A 17,441-nucleotide genomic window follows, 5' to 3' on the forward strand; every position below is an offset into this window, starting at 1 on the left:
TCACTCACCAGCCAGCAGCGCGACCGGGTCAAGGGTCTCCTCGCCCTTGCTCCAGTTGCACGGGCACAGCTCGTCGGTCTGGAGGGCGTCCAGGACCCGCAGGACCTCCTTGGGGTTACGCCCCACGGAACCGGCGGTGACCATCGTGAACTGGATCTCGTGGTTGGGGTCGACGATGAAGACGGCACGCTGTGCGAAGCCGTCCTCGCCCTCGATGCCCAGCGCGCGCATCAGCTCGTGCTTGGAGTCGGCCATCATCGGGAACGGCAGGTCGGTCAGGTCCGGGTGGTCCTTGCGCCACGCGTGGTGGACGAACTCGGAGTCACCGGAGAAGCCGAGGATCTGAGCGTCGCGGTCGGCGAACTCGTCGTTCAGCTTCCCGAACGCGGCGATCTCGGTCGGGCACACGAACGTGAAGTCCTTGGGCCACGCGAAGACGACCAGCCACTTGCCCTCGTAGGACTTGTGGTGGATCTGCTCGAACTCCCGACCCTTCTCCAGCGAGACGCAGGAGGTCAGTTCGAACTCGGGGAACTTGTCACCGACAGTGAGCACACGCTCTCCTTGCAGCGAAGAAACTTCCCTTTTGGGGCGTTTCCCATTGGGTTGGACGTTATTGATGTTGGCACAGGGTGCATTGATTAGTGAAATAGCTACACTCGGTCGTGTTGATCGGAGGCGGCTATCAGTGACCATCAGTAACGGAACCAAGCGGCGGCAGCCCAGCCTGGCGCAGCTGCGGGCCTTCGCCGCCGTGGCGGAGCACCTGCACTTCCGGGACGCCGCGGCGGCCATCGGGATGAGCCAGCCCGCCCTGTCCGGCGCGGTCTCGGCGCTCGAGGAGACCCTCGGTGTGACCCTCCTCGAGCGTACGACCCGCAAGGTACTGCTCTCACCGGCGGGGGAGCGGCTGGCCGTACGGGCCAGGGCGGTGCTGGACGCGGTCGGGGCCCTGCTGGAGGAGGCCGAGGCGGTCCGGGCGCCCTTCACGGGGGTGCTGCGCCTCGGGGTGATCCCCACCGTCGCGCCCTACCTGCTGCCCGCCGTGCTGCGGCTCGTCCACGAACGCTACCCGCACCTCGATCTCCAGGTGCACGAGGAGCAGACCGCCAGCCTGGTCGACGGCCTGCACTCCGGCCGGCTCGACCTGCTCCTGCTGGCCGTGCCGCTCGGCGTCCCCGGAGTCGTCGAACTGCCCCTGTTCGACGAGGACTTCGTGCTCGTCACCCCGCTCGACCACGCGCTCGGCGGCCGGGAGGGCATCCCGCGCGAGGCGCTGAAGGAGCTGAACCTGCTGCTCCTGGACGAGGGCCACTGCCTGCGCGACCAGGCCCTGGACATCTGCCGGGAGGCCGGCCGCGCGGACGCGCCGGTCACCACCACGGCCGCCGGACTGTCCACGCTGGTCCAGCTGGTGGCGGGCGGACTGGGCTGCACACTCCTGCCGCGCACCGCGCAGAGGCTGGAGACCGCCCGCAGCAGCCAACTGCTGACGGGCTACTTCGCAGAACCCGCCCCCAGCCGCCGCGTCGCCTTCGCGATGCGGGCCGGCGCCGCCCGCGCCGCCGAGTACGAGGAGCTGGCGGCGGCCCTGCGCGAGGCACTGCGCGCCCTGCCGGTGCGGGTCGTGGACGGCGACGTCTGAGACGCGGAAGGGCTCCTTCCCGGGAAGACGGCCCCCGGGAAGGAGCCCTGACGCGTTCCGGCCCGCCTACTCCGTCCGCAGCCCCTCCGGCCGCATCAGCCGTACCAGCGGCGGCAGGCTCAGCAGGGTGACGGTGAGGACCACGGCCGCGCCGGCTCCGGTCATCCACAGCACGCTCGCCCAGTCGACGGACACCGAGGTGGCCGTCATCCTCAGCAGCACCGCGCCGAGGGACAGGCCCACCCCCGAGGCCAGCAGCAGGCCCAGCGTGATGGGCACCGCCGTCTGCCACAGCACCGACAGGCCCAGCGTGCGGCGCCGGGTGCCGAAGGCGACCAGCGACGACAGCAGCTTGCGCCGCTCACGCAACTGCTCCAACTGGGAGACCAGCAGGCTGGCCCCGATCAGCGCCAGCACACCGACCGCGCCGACGAACAGGCCGGTGCGCAGCGAGGTGTACTTCCGGGACTGCTGGGTCGAGGACCACTGCCACGCGGTGGCGAGGGGGTCCACCCGCGCCGCCGTGTTCCGCACGTACTCCTCCGCGTCCGGCACGGACGGGTCGATGCGGACGTAGACCTGGCTGTACATCGTCGGTGTGGCCGCGGCGGGCAGGGCGGAGGGAGTGGCCAGCAGGCCGCCGACGCCGGTGTTCAGCGCGTCTTTGCGAATGCTGACCTGCGGCAACGCGGCCGGCACCGTCCAGGGGATCTCGCGTCCGCGCTCGGCGTCCGAGTAGGTGGGATCGAGGAAGCCGTGCCCGCCGGACCGCCGCAGGGCGCGCAGGCCCTCGTCGCCGTTGCCGCCGTGCACGGCGAACACGTCGCCGTCCCGGCAGGACGGCAGGTGGGCCAGCTCGCGCAGCGCCGCGCAGTCGCCGACGGTGACAGCCGTGGTGTCCTCGGGGTCGCGGCGCCGGTCGCCGAGCCCGCCGGTGGAGATCGCCACCGATGCCCTGACGCCCTTGGTGCGCTCGAACTCCCGCCCCGCGGCCCGCACCTGCGTCCGGCCGGAGAGGTCGACCTCCATCTGCGCCCGCCCGGGGTCGCGGCCGGTCTCCTGCGTGTACTGGCTCTCCACGCCCGCGAACAGCATCTGGAGCGCGATCGCCCCGGCCACCGCCACGGCGATGCCGTTGACCATCCGGGCCGCCGAACCGCTGCTCACCTGGAGCCGCCTGACGGCCAGCTGCCAGGACACCGAGCCCGGGCCGAGCCGGGCCACGACCGCCTCCACGAGCCAGGGCAGCAGCGCGGTCACGCCGACGAGCAGCAGCATCACCCCGCCGATGACCAGGTACTGGTTGAAGTCGCCGTGGGAGCGGCCGTTGCCGATCATCGGATACAGCATCGCCAGGCCCGCCACCGGCAGCAGCAGCCGCCACCACAGGCGCCGCCGGGCCGGCCTGGCCGCCCGCACCACACCGAGCGGTTCGACGACCACCCCGCGCATCGCCAGCAGCGTCACCAGCACCGCGGACGCCGGGACCGCGACCGCCACCAGCGCGACGAGCGCGGGCGAGGGGTTCAGGTAGCTCGGGAAGAAGCTCTCGCCCAGCACCTCGACGGAGCCCGCCACCTGACGTCCGATCAGGAAGAACACCGCACCGACGACCAGGCCGAGCAGTGCTCCGGCCAGCGCCTCGCCGGCCGCGATCCGGCGGGTCATCCGGCTGTCGGAGCCCACCAGCCGCAGCGCGGCCAGCCGCCGGTCGCGCCGCTCGCCGCCGAACCGCGCGGCCGCGGCGATGAACACGGCGACCGGCATCAGCAGCACCACGAACACGACCAGCATCATCAGGATGAGCACGGGGTCGGCCCGCTCGGTCGTCGGGTGCGGGTCCCCGAACGCGGTCAGCCGCAGCACCGACGAACTGTCCGGCCTCACCACCAGGCCTTCCGCTCCGGCGTAGTAGGCCAGTTCGTGCGATCCGATCAGCCCGGGCTCACCGATCGTGCCGGTGATCCGGTACGGGATCCGCTCCCGCAGCAGCTTCGCCCCGTCCGAGGCCAGCAGCTCCTTCAGCGCGGGCGAGGCGACCATCTCGCCCTTCGCCGGGAGGCGGTCCACCCCCGGCGGCAGTGGCGCCCGGGGTCCCTCGGCCTCCAGCAGCCGGCCCCGGACGTCCTTCGTGCGCCACTTGGTGTCGGTGGTGGCGACCAGGACGGTGTGCTCGCTCCTGGGCGGGACGGCCGCGTTGTAGGTGAGGTCCTGGCGGGCCTCCTCGCGCTGGTGGCGCACGGTGAGCACGTTCGGCAGCGCGGTCGTCAGCAGCAGCAGGGCCACCCCCATGCCGACGCCGACGGCCGTCAGCAGCATCCGGACCCATCCCTCGCGCCCGCCGGTGCAGGCGAACCGGACGCCCATGCCGAGGTCCCTGGCCCACTGCCGCACGTTCATACGGCGCGCTCCATGTCGCGGGACTTCCCGTCGCGTACGACGATCTCCCGGTCGGAGTAGGCGGCCACCCGGGCCTCGTGCGTGACCAGCACCACGGCCGCGTTGGTGGAGCGGGCGGCGTCGGTCAGCAGTTCCATCACGCGTTCGCCGTTGAGGGAGTCCAGCGCGCCGGTCGGCTCGTCGGCGAACAGCACCCGCGGCTGGGTGACGAGCGCCCGAGCGACCGCGACCCGCTGGCCCTGGCCGCCGGAGACCTCGCCGGGCCGTTTGCCCCCGAGGTCGTCGACCTCCAGGCGTTCCATCCAGGTCAGCGCGGCCCGCTCGGCGGCCTTGCGGGAGGTGCCGTTCAGGCGCAGCGGCAGCGCCACGTTCTCCACGCAGGTCAGCTCGGGCACGAGCTGGCCGAACTGGAAGACGAAGCCGAACTCGCTGCGGCGCAGCGCGCTGCGCCGGGCGTCGCTCAGGCCGGCCAGTTCACGGCCGTCGTAGGTGATGGAACCGGAGTCCGGCGGCACGATGCCGGCGAGGCAGTGCAGCAGCGTGGACTTGCCGGACCCGGACGGGCCCATCACGGCGACGACCTCGCCGGGATGGATGGAGAACTCGGCGCCGTCGAGCGCGACCGTGGGGCCGTAGGCCTTGCGCAGGTTCTCGGCGGTGAGCAGGGAGCCGGGCGGAGGAGTCATCGGGCCACCGCCTCCCCGAGCTTGTCCAGGCGTGCCGCGGTCAGCTCCAGCCAGCGCAGGTCGGCCTCCAGATGGAACAGGGCGTGATCGCAGATCAGCTGGTCGGCGAGGTCGCCCCGGCGCTTGCGGTCGGTCAGGATCCGCATGCTGCGCAGGTGCTCGGCACGCTGGGTGTCGAGGATGGTGGTGGCGTCCCGGTGGGTGAGGAGGGCGAGGACGACCTTGGTGTAGAGGGTCGACTGGAGGTACTCCTCCGGCTTCTCCGGGGTGGCGAGCCAGTGCTCCACGTCGGTGACGCCGGCGTCGGTGACGGCGTACCGCTTGCGCTCGGGCCCGCCGCCCGTCTCGATCCCGTCGACTTCCACGAGGCCGTGCTTCAGGAGCCGGGACATCGTGGAGTAGACCTGGCCGTAGTGCAGCGGCCGGTCGTGACCGAACTTCTCGTCGAAGGCCCGCTTGAGGTCGTAACCGTGGCGCGGGCCGGACTCCAGGAGTCCTAGGAGGGTGTGACCGATGGACATGCGAAGCACTCTACATACGGTGTATACGCGGGATGTATACACCGTGTGGACAGGCCGTGGCAGGCGGTACGGCCCCGCAGGTGGGGGCCGATTGTCACGGTTCTGACACAGGCGGCCGGCCCCGGCGGGGCAGCGGCCCGGTGTCCTTGGGCAGCCGCCCGGCGTCGGCCAGCGCCTTGCGCAGCAGGAACTCGATCTGCGCGTTGGCCGACCGCAGCTCGTCCCCGGCCCACCGGGCCAGCGCCTCGTACACCGACGGGTCCAGCCGCAGCAGCACCTGCTTGCGCTGCTGCGGCCGGCGCTTCGGGGGCTCAGGAGGGTCCGGCGTCCTCGGGGAGTCCGGGTCCGTGCGGTCCGTCATTGGTAGAGCGTTCCGGTGTTGAGGACGGGCTGCGGGGCGCGGTCGCCGCACAGCACCACCATCAGGTTCGACACCATCGCCGCCTTCCGTTCGTCGTCCAGCTCCACGATGTCCGCCTCGGCGATCCGGGCCAGTGCCGCCTCGACCATGCCCACCGCGCCGTCGACGATCTGCCGCCGGGCCGCGACGACCGCTCCCGCCTGCTGCCGCTGGAGCATCGCCGAGGCGATCTCGGGGGCGTACGCGAGATGCGTGAAGCGTGACTCGATGACCTTCACCCCGGCCGCCTCGACCCGCGCCTGGAGCTCGACGGCCAGCTTCTCGGTGATCTCCTCGGCGTTGCCGCGCAGCGACAGGCCGTCCTCCTCGTGGGCGTCGTAGGGGTACTCGATCGCGATGTGCCGCACGGCCGTCTCGGTCTGCGTGGCGACGAACTCGGCGAAGTCGTCCACCTCGAAGGTGGCCTGCGCGGTGTCCTGGACCTTCCAGACCACGACCGCGGCCAGCTCTATCGGGTTGCCGTAGGCGTCGTTGACCTTCAGGACGGCCGTCTCGTGGTTGCGCACCCGGGTGGAGATCCGGGTGCGGGAGGTGAAGGGGTTCACCCAGCGCAGGCCGTCCTGCCGGATCGTGCCCCGGTAGCGCCCGAAGAGCTGGACGACCCGGGCCTCGCCCGGTGCGACCGTGTTCAGGCCGCGCATCGCGATGACGGCCGCCAGGAGGACGAGGATCCCGGCGGTGACGAGGCCGCCCCGGGTGCCGGGTGAGGAGGTCGCTCCGGAGGCGGCGAACAGGGCGACCGCGGCGCCGAGGCCGAGCAGCCCGAGCAGCAGGGCGAGCCCGCCGCCGATGCTGTGGGCGGTGAACTCCCGCACCTTCGGGGCGGGCATGTCAGGGATGTCGGCGGTGGCGGCCGGCTCGGATATGGACACAGGGGACCCCCGGTTCTGGCGAGGCCAGGCGGCGTGCGCGCCGGGCTCGGTACTAGCTAAGTGATATCACTTTAAGCCGTCAGGCAACCCTGCGCCATCGATTTGCCGTCGGTTCCCTAGGGGCGGGTGCTGATTGTCACGTCCGTAAAAGAACGGATCAGACGCCCTTTGTCATATAGAGGGGTGTTAGCTTTCGGAGCTGACCCCAAGACGGAAGCGAGCGTAGGGACCCATGGGACGAGCGGAAGAGAGACGAGCGCGACAGGGCGGCGGCCACCGCGCGGCGCCCCGGCGCCGCCGCCCCACGCCCGACCCCGCGCCCACGGACCCGACCCGTATCGGACCCGCCCCCGGCGGCAGGCCCGCCCGGAGCCTCATACGCCGGATATTCACCTGGAAGAAGATCCTCGGGACCTTCTTCGGCGTGTGCCTGCTGGTCGTCGTGGGCTTCATCGGGCTGTACCTGTACGTGGACATCCCCGAGGGCAATGCCGCCGCGCGGCAGCAGAGCAACGTCTACAAGTTCAGTGACGGCACGGTCCTGGCCCGCGACGGCAAGACCAACCGCGAGATCGTGGACCTCTCCAAGGTGCCCCGCAAGGTCCAGCTCACCTTCGTCGCCGCCGAGAACAAGAGCTTCTACCACGACCCCGGCGTCGACCTGAAGGGGACGGCCCGCGGTCTGATCAACACGCTTACCGGCAAGGGCAAACAGGGTGGTTCCACGATCACCCAGCAGTACGTCAAGAACTACTACCTCGACCAGGACCAGACCGTCACCCGCAAGCTGAAGGAACTGGTCATCTCGTTGAAGGTGGAGCGAGAGACGTCGAAGAAGGACATCCTCGCGGGCTACATCAACACCAGTTACTACGGCCGCGGCGCCTACGGCATCCAGGCCGCCGCCCAGGCCTACTACCACATCGACGCGAAGGACCTCACCGTCCAGCAGGGCGCCTACCTCGCCGCGCTGCTCCAGGCACCGAGCCAGTACGACTGGGCGGTCGCCACGCCCACCGGCAAGCGGCTGGTCACCGAGCGCTGGAACTACGTCCTGGACAACATGGTCGAGGAGGGCTGGCTGCCCAAGGCCGAGCGCGCCGCCATGCACTTCCCCCGGCCGGAGGAACCCAAGGGCGCCCCGGGCCTCGGCGGACAGAAGGGCTACCTCGTCGAGCTGGCCAACCAGCAGCTGGAGCAGCAGCTCATGGCGCAGCAGGGACTCACCCAGTCCCAGGCGGAGAACGCGGTCGTCCACAAGGGCTGGACCATCACCCTCAACGTCGACCGCAAGAAGCAGGCCGCGTTGGAGAGGGCCGTCAAGACCCAGCTGACCAGCAAGCTCGACAAGAAGAAGCGCAAGGTCGACGGCGCCATCCAGGCCGGTGCCGTCTCCGTCGACCCCCGGACGGGCAGGATCGTCGCCCTGTACGGCGGCAAGAACTACTACGAGCACTACTTCGACAACGCCACCCGCCGGGACTACCAGCCGGCCTCGACGTTCAAGCCGGTCATCCTCGCCGCGGCCCTGGACGGCGCCGCCACCACGCAGGACGGCACCCGGATCAACGCCGACACCCTCTACGACGGCACCAGCCGCCGCCCGGTCGTGAACCACGGCTCCCGGGTCGGCTTCGCGCCGCCCAACGAGGACGACGTCAGCTACGGCAAGATCACCGTCCAGCAGGCCATGAACAAGTCCGTCAACTCCGTCTTCGCGCAGATGGGCGTCGACGTGGGCATGGACCGGGTCATGGGCACGGCCGGCAGGCTCGGCATGGACACCAAGGGCATGCAGGCGGTGCCCGCGCAGACGCTGGGCTCGATGGGCGCCAGTCCGGTGGAGATGGCCGGGATCTACGCCACCTTCGCCAACCACGGCCACAAGGTGACACCGACGATCATCAAGGCGGCCGAGAACAGGGGCCGTCCCCTCCCGGTGCCGGACCCGCTCGGAGGCCAGGTGATCAGCCGTACGACCGCCGACACGGTCACCTCGGTGCTCACCGGCGTGGTGGACGACGGCACGGCCAAGAGGTCCGTGGCGGACAACCCGCTGCGCGCCGGCCAGCAGGTGGCGGGCAAGACCGGCACCTCCGACGAGAACAAGTCGGCCTGGTTCACCGGCTACACCCCGGACCTGGTCACCTCGGTCGGCCTGTTCGGCGAGGACCTGAAGACCCAGGCCCATGTGTCGATGACGGGCGCCACCGGCCTGCTCCCGGCGCCCGGCCGGATCAACGGCGGCGGCTACCCGGCGCAGATCTGGGCCGCCTACACCTTCGGCGTGACGGACAGGGCCTCGTTCGACCTGGACACCACCCAGGGCGCGGCCGTCGAGCCGACCCCGACGCCGACGTGGACGCCCACCACCCCGACCCGGACGCCGTCGCGGACGCCGAGCAGCGCGCCCCCGTCGTCCCCGTCGCCGTCGAAGAGCCCGTCGCAGACGCCGTCCCGGACCCCGTCGCAGACGCCGTCCCAGACCCCGAGCCAGACGCCGACGAGCCGGCCGCCGACGACCCCCGCCACGGAGGACCCGCTCGACCCGGTCCCCGACGCCGCACTCGACCGGTAGCGGCGCGGGACGCGCGACGGCGAAGGGCGCCCGGTTCTCCGGGCGCCCTTCGCCGTCGGCGGTGTCCGTGGGGCTCAGCCCCGGTTCAGCTCGAACCACACCACCTTGCCGGTGCTCAGCCGGGTCGCTCCCCAGCGCCGGGCCAGCCTGTTGACCAGGTACAGACCGCGCCCGTCCTCGTCCGTGGCCCGCGCTTGCCTCAGCCGCGGCAGCTGCGGCACGTCGTCGCCGACCTCGCAGCGCAGCACGTCCGTGCGCAACAACCGCAGGGTCACCGGCCGGGACGCGTACCGTACGGCGTTCGTCACGACCTCGCTGACCAGCAGCTCCACCGAGTCCGTCAGGTCCTCCAGGTCCCAGCGGGACAGCGCGCGCCGGGCCAGCCGGCGGGCCTGCCCGGGGGCGGAGTCCTCCGGCTGCAACGTCCAGTACGCGACATCGCTCGGCGCGATCCCGTCGAAGCGGGCGGCGAGCAGCGCGATGTCGTCGTCCCGGTCGCCCGGGCCCAGCATGTCCAGCACCTCGTCGCACAGCGCTTCCAGCGGCGGCGGATGGTCCGGGCCGGTCAGCTGCGCGGTCGCGGCCAGCTTCTCCCGCAACTGCTCTATGCCGGTCCACACGTCCCGCAGCCGGGACTCCACCAGCCCGTCGGTGTACAGCAGCAGCGTCGCGCCCGCCGGCGCGTCCAGCTCGACGGCCTCGAAGTCCACTCCGCCGACACCGATCGGCGCGCCCGGCGGCACCCGCAGCACCTCGGCGCGTCCGCCCAGGTGCAGCAGCACGGGCGGCGGATGACCGGCGTTGGCGATGGTGATGCGGTGCGTGACCGGGTCGTACACCGCGTACAGGCAGGTCGCCATGCGGTCGGTGCCCAGCCGCTGCGCCTGCTCGTCCAGGTGGTGCAGCACCTCCTGCGGGGGCAGGTCCAGCCCGGCCAGCGTCTGCGCCGTCGTCCGCAGCTGACCCATGATCGCCGCCGACGTCATGGAGTGCCCCATCACGTCGCCGACGACCAGCGCGACCCGGCTGCCGGGCAGCGGGATCGCGTCGTACCAGTCGCCGCCGACCCGCGCGGTCTCCGCCGCCGGCAGGTACCGGGAGGCCAGCCGGACGCCGGTCGGGCGGGGCAGGGTCTCGGGCAGCATGGTGCGCTGGAGCTCGTCGGCGATGTACGCCTCACGGCCGTACAGCACCGCCTTGTCGATGCCGAGCGCGCTGTGGGTGGCCAGCTGCGCCGCCACCAGCAGGTCGTCCGCCTCGAACGCGGGCCGGTCCGGGCGGCGCAGGAACAGGGCCGCGCCGATCACCCGGCGCCGGCCGCGCAGCGGCGCGAGGATCGCGCGCTGCCCGCCCGGCACGACCGCCTCGCCGCCCTCACCGAGCAGCTCCGGCAGCGCGGCCCGGGCGGCGGGCGCGTCCGCGAACACCGGGCGCACCCCGCGCAGCACCTCGTTCAGCGCGCCACCCGGCCGTACCTCGCACAGCTCGGTGGTCAGCGACGACAGCTCCGCCAGCGTGGTCGGCTCCGGTTCCGGGTCGAACGCGGGCGGCAGCAGCGCCCCCTCGGTGTCCCGCTCCTCCGGGATCCGGTCGGTGCGGCGCAGCCGCAGCACCACCGGGCCCGTGGGCCGCTCGTCTCCGACCGGCAGCGGGTCGCGCAGATAGACCAGGATGGCGTCGGAGAACGTCGGCACGGTGGCCCGGCACAGACCCATCACGATCTCGTCCAGGTCGAGTCCGCGGGCGATCCGCCGGGTGGCCGCGCCGACGAACCGCAGCCGGTCCCCGTCCCGCCGCATCGGCATCGGCCGCCCCGGCGGCAGTCCCCGTCCGGTACGGCGCTCCTCACCGTCCGGCGTCCGCTCCTGCTCGGCACCGGGCTGGGCCGGGATGGCCTCCGGCGCGGGCCGCGGGCGATGGGCGCCGGGCTCGGCGGTGGCGGGCTGGGAGTGTTCGGGGCCGTTGACTGGGGGCTCCTTCCCCTTGCCGTCCTGTCCCTTGCCGCAGGGCGTGGCCGTGCCCGTGGCGGACGGCGTTCCGTCGGCCCGGGCCTGCACCGGTAACGCCGGGGCGGCGAGGGGCTCCGGGGAACGCAGGAGTGCCCCGCGGCGCTCCGCGGGGTCGACGCCCGGCTGGGGGCGTTCGAAGGAGGTGGGCTGCTCCGTCACGCGTGTCGCATCCATCCGTCCGGGGCCAAGGGCAGTTGGACCCGCCGAAATTCCGATACCCGCAATACGTGCCCCAGGAACGGAATTCCCGCGTGGTCGGGGGTGGTACCTGTGCCGGCGGCGAGGTCCACGCGGCCCGCGGCGGTGTCGCCGCAGGTCCTCGCGGTGGTGCCGTGGTGCCCCTCGCTCACGTCCTGCCGCCCCTCGGTGACGTTCGGTCAAGCCCGGCGGTTGCTCCGGGAGTTGCTGTGGTGCGCCCTTGCGGAGGACGATCCTACGTTTCTTGCCGGGGGGCGCATCAAGGGTCTCATGAGGACACGTGCGCGGGCGTACGGTCCCAGTCCTCGGGGAGAGAAGGTACCGCCCAGGACGGATCCGGACGCCAGTGCTCCCAGCCGTCCGAGAACGGCGCCCCCCAGGCGCGGATCACCTCCACCGCCTGCCGGCCGGCCGCCCGCACCCGCTCGGCGGTCTCCGCGTCCATCAGCCCGTCGCGCTGGGCCTGCGCGAACTCGTCCTCGTCCCGCCAGTGCCAACCGCGGTCCGGATGCACGGAGATGTCCAGGAAGTGGTCCTCGGAGTCCACCCCGCGCGCCCAGCGGGCCAGCGGCTGCTCCAGGTTCACGTACCAGTTCTTGAACCGCCAGCCCGGATCCCAGAACAGCCACACCGACCACGGCCGGCCGGGCTGGGCCAGCTTGAGCACGCCCGTGCCGAACCAGCGGTCCCGCTGGACCGTACGCGGCTTGGTGTAGCGCGACTCCAGCGGCTCCAGGTGCACGGGCGTGCCGTCCGCCAGCACCGGCTTCACGCACTCGGTGCCGGGGGCCAGCCACACCGCGAGGAGTTCCGCGTCGTCCCGTACGACGGTGACGGGCCGGGCGATGTGGACGTGCTCGCCGGCGTTCTCCCGGTAACGCCACAGGATCTGTGTCCCGGGCGCCCAGTAGGTCGCAGGTTCCGCCGCCGCTCGTGTCATCGCTCCGTCGTCCGCCATGCACAGATATTAGGTGCCGCGGTCATGTACCGCTGCGGTGCACGTCACGGTGGCAGGGCCGTGGCCGGAAAGGTGCGCCCGCGGTCACGGGCGCGTCATCCGCAGGACGTCCAGCGCCTCGTCGAGCTGTTCCAGGGTGAGGTCACCGCGCTCCACGTACCCGCCCTCCAGGACGACTTCGCGGATCGTCCGGCGTTCGGCGAGCGACTTCTTGGCGACCTTCGCGGCCTCCTCGTAACCGATGTACTTGTTCAGCGGGGTGACCACGGACGGCGAGGACTCGGCGTACTCGCGGGTGCGTTCGCGGTCCGCGGTGATGCCGTCGACCGTCCGGTCGGCCAGCAGCCGCGAGGCGTTGGCGAGCAGCCGGATCGACTCCAGGACGTTCTTGGCGATGACCGGGAGCATCACGTTCAGCTCGAAGTTCCCGGCGGCCCCGGCGGTGGTGATGGTGACGTCGTTGCCGATGACCTGCGCGGCGACCATCAGCACGGCCTCCGGCACGACCGGGTTGACCTTCCCCGGCATGATCGAGGAGCCGGGCTGGAGATCAGGCAGCCGGATCTCGGCGAGACCGGTGCGCGGCCCGGACGACATCCAGCGCAGATCGTTGGCGATCTTCGTCAGGCCGACGGCGATGGTCCGCAGCTGCCCGCTGGTCTCCACGACCCCGTCCCGGGCGCCCTGTGCCTCGAAGTGGTCGCGGGCCTCGGTCAGCGGCAGCCCGGTGACCCGGGCGACCTCCTCGATGACCGCGGCGGAGAACCCGGGCGGGGTGTTGATGCCGGTGCCGACCGCCGTGCCGCCCAGCGGCAGTTCCGCCAGCCGGGGCAGTGAGGCCCGCAGCCGCTCGACGCCGTACCGCACCTGGGCCGCGTACCCGCCGAACTCCTGACCGAGCGTCACCGGCGTCGCGTCCATGAGGTGGGTGCGACCCGACTTCACCACGTCCGCGAACTCCCCGGACTTGCGCTCCAGGGACGCGGCGAGGCGCTCCAGGGCCGGGATCAGGTCATGGGTGACGGCCGAGGTGGCCGCGATGTGCAGGGAGGACGGGAAGACGTCGTTGGACGACTGCGAGGCGTTGACGTGGTCGTTGGGATGCACGTCCCGGCCGAGCCGCTCGGTCGCCAGCGTCGCGACGACCTCGTTGGTGTTCATGTTGGACGAGGTGCCCGAGCCCGTCTGGAAGACGTCCACCGGGAAGTGGTCGTCCCACCGGCCCGCGGCGACCTCCCCGGCCGCCTCCTGGATCGCCTCCGCGACCTCCTTGTCCAGCACGCCCAGCTCGGCGTTCACCTTCGCCGCCGCCGCCTTGATGCGGGCCAGCGCCTCGATGTGCGCCCGCTCGATGCGCTGCCCGGAGACGGGGAAGTTCTCGACGGCACGCTGGGTCTGCGCCCGCCACTTGGCATGGGCCGGGACCCGGACCTCACCCATCGAGTCGTGCTCGGTCCGGTACTGCGGCTCTTCGCTCGTCATCGTCCTACCTCCGCACACGTGAGCAGCTGACGCGGAATCCGTATTCCCCGTCGGACCCCCAACGAGTACACCCCGCCGGCGGCGACCGCTCCCGTGAGACGCCGTACGGGACGCGAGAAGCCCCCGGCCGGCCGGGGGCTCCCGTCACACGTCGCGGTACCGGGTCAGCCGAGGCCGGGCCCGCGCACCGGGATCGACGTGAAGGTCGGCTGCGGCGCCGGGTCCTGGAAGAAGTCGTTGCCCTTGTCGTCCACCACGACGAACGCCGGGAAGTCCTCGACCTCGATCTTCCAGACGGCCTCCATGCCCAGCTCCTCGTACTCCAGGACCTCGACCTTCTTGATGCAGTCCTGGGCGAGGCGGGCGGCGGGGCCGCCGATGGAGCCGAGGTAGAAACCGCCGTGGGTGTGGCAGGCGTCGGTGACCTGCTTGCTGCGGTTGCCCTTGGCGAGCATCACCTTCGAGCCGCCCGCCGCCTGGAACTGCTCGACGTAGGAGTCCATGCGGCCGGCCGTCGTCGGGCCGAAGGAACCGGAGGCGTAGCCCTCGGGGGTCTTCGCCGGGCCCGCGTAGTACACCGGGTGGTCCTTCAGGTACTGCGGCATCTCCTCGCCCGCGTCCAGCCGCTCCTTGATCTTGGCGTGCGCGATGTCGCGGGCCACGACCAGCGGGCCGGTCAGGGACAGCCGGGTCTTCACCGGGTACTTCGACAGCTCGGCGAGGACCGTGTCCATCGGCTGGTTCAGGTCGATCCGCACGACGTCGCCGGCCTCGTCGAGGTGCTCGTCCGTCGTCTCCGGCAGGAAGCGCGCCGGGTCGGTCTCCAGCTGCTCCAGGAAGACGCCCTCGGCGGTGATCTTCGCGACCGCCTGGCGGTCGGCGGAGCAGGAGACGGCGATCGCGACCGGGCAGGACGCGCCGTGGCGGGGCAGCCGGACCACCCGTACGTCGTGGCAGAAGTACTTGCCGCCGAACTGCGCCCCGATGCCGATCTTCTGGGTCAGCTCGAAGACCTTCTCCTCCAGCTCCTTGTCCCGGAAGCCGTGGCCGAGCGGCGAGCCCTCGGTGGGCGCGTTGTCCAGGTAGTGCGCGGAGGCGTACTTCGCGGTCTTCAGCGCGTACTCGGCGCTGGTTCCGCCGACGACGATCGCCAGGTGGTACGGCGGGCAGGCGGCCGTACCGAGCGAACGGATCTTCTCCTCCAGGAACTTCATCATGGAGGCCTCGTTCAGGACGGCCTTCGTCTCCTGGAACAGGAAGGACTTGTTGGCCGAGCCGCCGCCCTTCGCCATGAACAGGAACTTGTAGGCGCCGCCGTCCGTCGCGTACAGCTCGATCTGGGCGGGCAGGTTCGAGCCGGTGTTCTTCTCCTCCCACATGGTGAGCGGAGCCATCTGCGAGTAGCGCAGGTTCAGCTTCGTGTAGGCGTCGTAGATGCCGTGCGAGAGGTGCTTCTCGTCCTCGCCCCGGGTGAGGACGTTCTGCCCGCGCTTGCCCATGACGATCGCCGTGCCGGTGTCCTGGCACATCGGCAGCACACCGGCAGCCGCGATGTTCGCGTTCTTCAGCAGGTCCAGCGCCACGAACTTGTCGTTGCCCGACGCCTCGGGGTCGTCGATGATGCGGCGCAGCTGGGCGAGGTGGGCCGGACGCAGGTAGTGCTGGATGTCGTGGATCGCCTCCTCGGCCAGCTTGCGCAGCGCCTGCGGCTCCACCTCGAGGAACGTCCGCCCGTCGGGCCCCTCCACCGTGGAGACGCCCTCGGACGTCACCAGCCGGTACGGAGTGGTGTCCTCTCCTTGCGGGAGCAGATCGGTGTACGCGAACTCAGGCATCTCTCAGCCCATTCCTCACTCTGACGGACGGCCGCCCGCCGACGCTGGCGGGCCTCACCAGCCTAGGACCTGCCGCTGACACGGAGCCTGTGAGGTGAGGCTCAGCGACTGTGACGTGAGGCTCAGCGGCCGTGACGTGCGGCGGACTTGCGGCACACCGGGGTCGTCCACACCTCTAGTCGCGATCTATCGCGTTTCGGTACGCTGCTGCCGTGGACCTTCAGAAGCAGGCTCAGCCCCGGGACAACGCGCCACGCGTCGCCGAGCTGCGCGCCTCGGACGCCGACCGTGACCGCACCGCCGACATCCTCCGCGAGGGCCTCGCCGAGGGCCGGCTGACCGCCGAGGAGCACGCCGAGCGCGTGGACGGCGTGCTGCACGCCAAGACGGTGGGTGAGCTGGAGGTCTTCGTCCGGGACCTGCCCGCCGCCCACCAGCGGCCCGCCGCCCCCGCGTACACGCCCGTTCCGCCCCGTCCCGTGCCGGGCGCGATACCGGAGGAGGCCGACGCCAGCGTGGTGGCAGTGTTCAGCAGCGCCATGCGCCGGGGCCGCTGGCGCGCGGGGCGCCGGCTGCACGCGTACGCGGTCTTCGGCAGCGTCGAGATCGACCTCAGCGAGGCGATCTTCGAGTACCAGCAGGTGGTGATCAAGGCGGTCTCCGTCTTCGGCGACGTCCAGATCCGCGTGCCGGAGAACGTCTCGCTGCGCGGCACCGGGGGCGGTGTCCTCGGCAACTTCGAGGTGAGCCCGCTCGACTCGGTCGACTCCCGGGCGCCGGTGGTCTACGTGGACGGCTGGGCCGTCCTCGGCAACGTGGAGGCGCGGCCCCGGCGGGGCAGGAGCGTGGCGGACATCCTGGAGCGCGTTCACGACAAGGTCGACCGCAAGCTCCGCAGACACCTGGGGCGTTGACACGAGGGGCGTGAAGGAGACACCGCGCGCCCCCTGTTGGGAACTCTGTGCATAGGCGCGCGCACAGCGGGTAGGCCTTGCTGCATCGTCTCTCGCTCGCGAAGCCGTCGTCAGGAGTAGACCGTGCTGCAACCGCCGCATTCGTCTGTGCAAGTAGCTGCCGTTCCGGCGCAGCGGCTGCCGGCGCGGGACAGGGACCAAGACGCCGCCTGGCACACCGAGGCGGTGTGCCGGCGCGACGAGGCCGGCCTGTTCTTCGCCCCGTCGAAGGAGCCGACCGCCGCCCGGCTCTCCCGCGAGGACGCGGCCAAGCGCGTCTGCTCCCGCTGCCCGGTCATGGTCGAGTGCCGTGAACACGCACTCCTCCAGCCGGAGCCCTACGGCGTCTGGGGCGGCCTCACGGCGGCCGAACGCCGGGTGGTCCTGGCCCGGCGCCGCCGCCGCGAGATGGACCTGAAGAAGACGGCCCGCCCCGCGGCGAACCGTATAGCGGGCTGACCGACACCCCCAGGGCGCCCCCTCCGCACAGGGGGCGCCTTCTCGTCCGCCCACGCCACGCCGACTTCGGCGCGGGGCGCGAGCCGACGCCCGGCTGGGCGGCTTTGTGGCTGGGTGGCGTCCGATGCGCGGCGGAGCGGCGCGGGAGTGCGCGTCGCGCGGGAGGCATCGTGCCGGGGTGTGCTGTACCGGCACGCGACGGGGCGCGGGACCGTGGCCAGGCGGTGAGCGGACCACACCCGCGGGCCCGACCACCCGCCGGCCGACGCCCGCACGCGTCGGCCGGCGTACGGCCTCTCCGGCCGGCGCCCGCACCCTCCGGATGGCGCGCGCTCACTCCGGCCGGGCGCGGTCACTCCGACTCCACCGGGCGCGGGCACTTTGGCCCGGCGTGGCTGTTCCGGCCGGCGCGGGGTCCCGCCGG

At 71.8% G+C, this 17,441-nt stretch carries 14 protein-coding genes; 4 read left to right on the forward strand and 10 right to left on the reverse strand.

Annotated features, from left to right (window positions below; all coding sequences use genetic code 11):
• The gene (locus ACF1BE_RS10985) at positions 1 to 555 is read right to left on the reverse strand and encodes a peroxiredoxin (protein ID WP_392198689.1); all 555 of its coding nucleotides are present in this window, start codon (positions 553 to 555) and stop codon (positions 1 to 3) included.
• A 133-nt stretch (positions 556 to 688) separates the two neighbouring features.
• On the opposite strand from ACF1BE_RS10985, the gene ACF1BE_RS10990 reads away from it, so the two are divergent.
• A complete protein-coding gene (locus ACF1BE_RS10990; RefSeq protein ID WP_392198690.1) occupies positions 689 to 1,645 on the forward strand; it encodes a LysR substrate-binding domain-containing protein in 957 nt (318 codons plus the stop codon).
• Positions 1,646 to 1,711: 66 nt separating this feature from the next.
• Here the strand turns inward: ACF1BE_RS10990 and ACF1BE_RS10995 are convergent, their stop codons facing one another.
• The 5 genes from ACF1BE_RS10995 to ACF1BE_RS11015 form a co-directional block, all read right to left on the reverse strand.
• Entirely contained in the window at positions 1,712 to 4,045 is a 2,334-nt protein-coding gene (locus tag ACF1BE_RS10995) for an ABC transporter permease (protein ID WP_392198691.1), read from the reverse strand.
• Positions 4,042 to 4,731, reverse strand: coding sequence for an ABC transporter ATP-binding protein (locus ACF1BE_RS11000; RefSeq protein ID WP_392198692.1), 690 nt, complete (start codon positions 4,729 to 4,731; stop codon positions 4,042 to 4,044). Before ACF1BE_RS11000 ends, ACF1BE_RS10995 begins: the two co-directional genes overlap by 4 nt.
• Positions 4,728 to 5,252, reverse strand: coding sequence for a PadR family transcriptional regulator (locus tag ACF1BE_RS11005; protein ID WP_392198693.1), 525 nt, complete (start codon positions 5,250 to 5,252; stop codon positions 4,728 to 4,730). The genes ACF1BE_RS11000 and ACF1BE_RS11005 overlap by 4 nt, the downstream gene beginning before the upstream one ends.
• 94 nt (positions 5,253 to 5,346) lie before the next feature.
• Complete coding sequence (locus ACF1BE_RS11010; RefSeq protein WP_392198694.1) at positions 5,347 to 5,613, reverse strand: hypothetical protein; 267 nt, start codon at positions 5,611 to 5,613, stop codon at positions 5,347 to 5,349.
• Complete coding sequence (locus ACF1BE_RS11015; protein WP_392198872.1) at positions 5,610 to 6,503, reverse strand: SPFH domain-containing protein; 894 nt, start codon at positions 6,501 to 6,503, stop codon at positions 5,610 to 5,612. Before ACF1BE_RS11015 ends, ACF1BE_RS11010 begins: the two co-directional genes overlap by 4 nt.
• Before the next feature lie 274 nt (positions 6,504 to 6,777).
• Here ACF1BE_RS11015 and ACF1BE_RS11020 point away from each other — a divergent pair, with 274 nt between their 5' ends.
• Complete coding sequence (locus ACF1BE_RS11020) at positions 6,778 to 9,123, forward strand: transglycosylase domain-containing protein (RefSeq protein WP_392198695.1); 2,346 nt, start codon at positions 6,778 to 6,780, stop codon at positions 9,121 to 9,123.
• A gap of 74 nt (positions 9,124 to 9,197) precedes the next feature.
• On the opposite strand, the gene ACF1BE_RS11025 is transcribed toward ACF1BE_RS11020, so the two are convergent.
• The 4 genes from ACF1BE_RS11025 to ACF1BE_RS11040 all read right to left on the reverse strand — a co-directional run bounded on the left by ACF1BE_RS11025 (position 9,198) and on the right by ACF1BE_RS11040 (position 15,605).
• Positions 9,198 to 11,291 carry a SpoIIE family protein phosphatase gene (locus tag ACF1BE_RS11025; protein WP_392198696.1) on the reverse strand — a complete coding sequence of 698 codons (2,094 nt, stop codon included), beginning with the start codon at positions 11,289 to 11,291 and terminating at the stop codon, positions 9,198 to 9,200.
• A gap of 307 nt (positions 11,292 to 11,598) precedes the next feature.
• On the reverse strand, positions 11,599 to 12,288 hold the full coding sequence (locus ACF1BE_RS11030) for a DUF402 domain-containing protein (protein WP_392198697.1): 690 nt from the start codon (positions 12,286 to 12,288) through the stop codon (positions 11,599 to 11,601).
• 84 nt (positions 12,289 to 12,372) lie between these two features.
• Positions 12,373 to 13,770: a class II fumarate hydratase gene (locus ACF1BE_RS11035; protein ID WP_392198698.1), complete on the reverse strand. Its 1,398-nt coding sequence runs from the start codon at positions 13,768 to 13,770 to the stop codon at positions 12,373 to 12,375.
• Positions 13,771 to 13,934: 164 nt separating this feature from the next.
• Positions 13,935 to 15,605, reverse strand: coding sequence for a fumarate hydratase (locus ACF1BE_RS11040; protein WP_392198699.1), 1,671 nt, complete (start codon positions 15,603 to 15,605; stop codon positions 13,935 to 13,937).
• A 212-nt stretch (positions 15,606 to 15,817) separates the two neighbouring features.
• Here ACF1BE_RS11040 and ACF1BE_RS11045 point away from each other — a divergent pair, with 212 nt between their 5' ends.
• Together ACF1BE_RS11045 and ACF1BE_RS11050 are read left to right on the forward strand one after the other, a co-directional pair.
• Entirely contained in the window at positions 15,818 to 16,519 is a 702-nt protein-coding gene (locus ACF1BE_RS11045; RefSeq protein WP_392198700.1) for a DUF1707 domain-containing protein, read from the forward strand.
• Between the two features lie 123 nt (positions 16,520 to 16,642).
• Positions 16,643 to 17,017, forward strand: a complete 375-nt coding sequence (locus tag ACF1BE_RS11050; RefSeq protein WP_392198701.1) for a WhiB family transcriptional regulator — start codon at positions 16,643 to 16,645, stop codon at positions 17,015 to 17,017.
• Positions 17,018 to 17,441: the final 424 nt, after the last annotated feature.

Source organism: Streptomyces sp. NPDC014991 (genome assembly GCF_043080665.1).
Taxonomy (GTDB): Bacteria; Actinomycetota; Actinomycetes; order Streptomycetales; family Streptomycetaceae; genus Streptomyces.

Coding starts and splice junctions, on each gene's coding strand:
- ACF1BE_RS11000 (WP_392198692.1), bottom strand. CDS start 4,731: ATGACTCCTCCGCCCGGCTCCCTGCTCACCGCCGAGAACCTGCGCAAG.
- ACF1BE_RS11015 (WP_392198872.1), bottom strand. CDS start 6,503: ATGCCCGCCCCGAAGGTGCGGGAGTTCACCGCCCACAGCATCGGCGGC.
- ACF1BE_RS11010 (WP_392198694.1), bottom strand. CDS start 5,613: ATGACGGACCGCACGGACCCGGACTCCCCGAGGACGCCGGACCCTCCT.
- ACF1BE_RS11030 (WP_392198697.1), bottom strand. CDS start 12,288: ATGGCGGACGACGGAGCGATGACACGAGCGGCGGCGGAACCTGCGACC.
- ACF1BE_RS11035 (WP_392198698.1), bottom strand. CDS start 13,770: ATGACGAGCGAAGAGCCGCAGTACCGGACCGAGCACGACTCGATGGGT.
- ACF1BE_RS11005 (WP_392198693.1), bottom strand. CDS start 5,252: ATGTCCATCGGTCACACCCTCCTAGGACTCCTGGAGTCCGGCCCGCGC.
- ACF1BE_RS11040 (WP_392198699.1), bottom strand. CDS start 15,605: ATGCCTGAGTTCGCGTACACCGATCTGCTCCCGCAAGGAGAGGACACC.
- ACF1BE_RS10995 (WP_392198691.1), bottom strand. CDS start 4,045: ATGAACGTGCGGCAGTGGGCCAGGGACCTCGGCATGGGCGTCCGGTTC.
- ACF1BE_RS11020 (WP_392198695.1), top strand. CDS start 6,778: ATGGGACGAGCGGAAGAGAGACGAGCGCGACAGGGCGGCGGCCACCGC.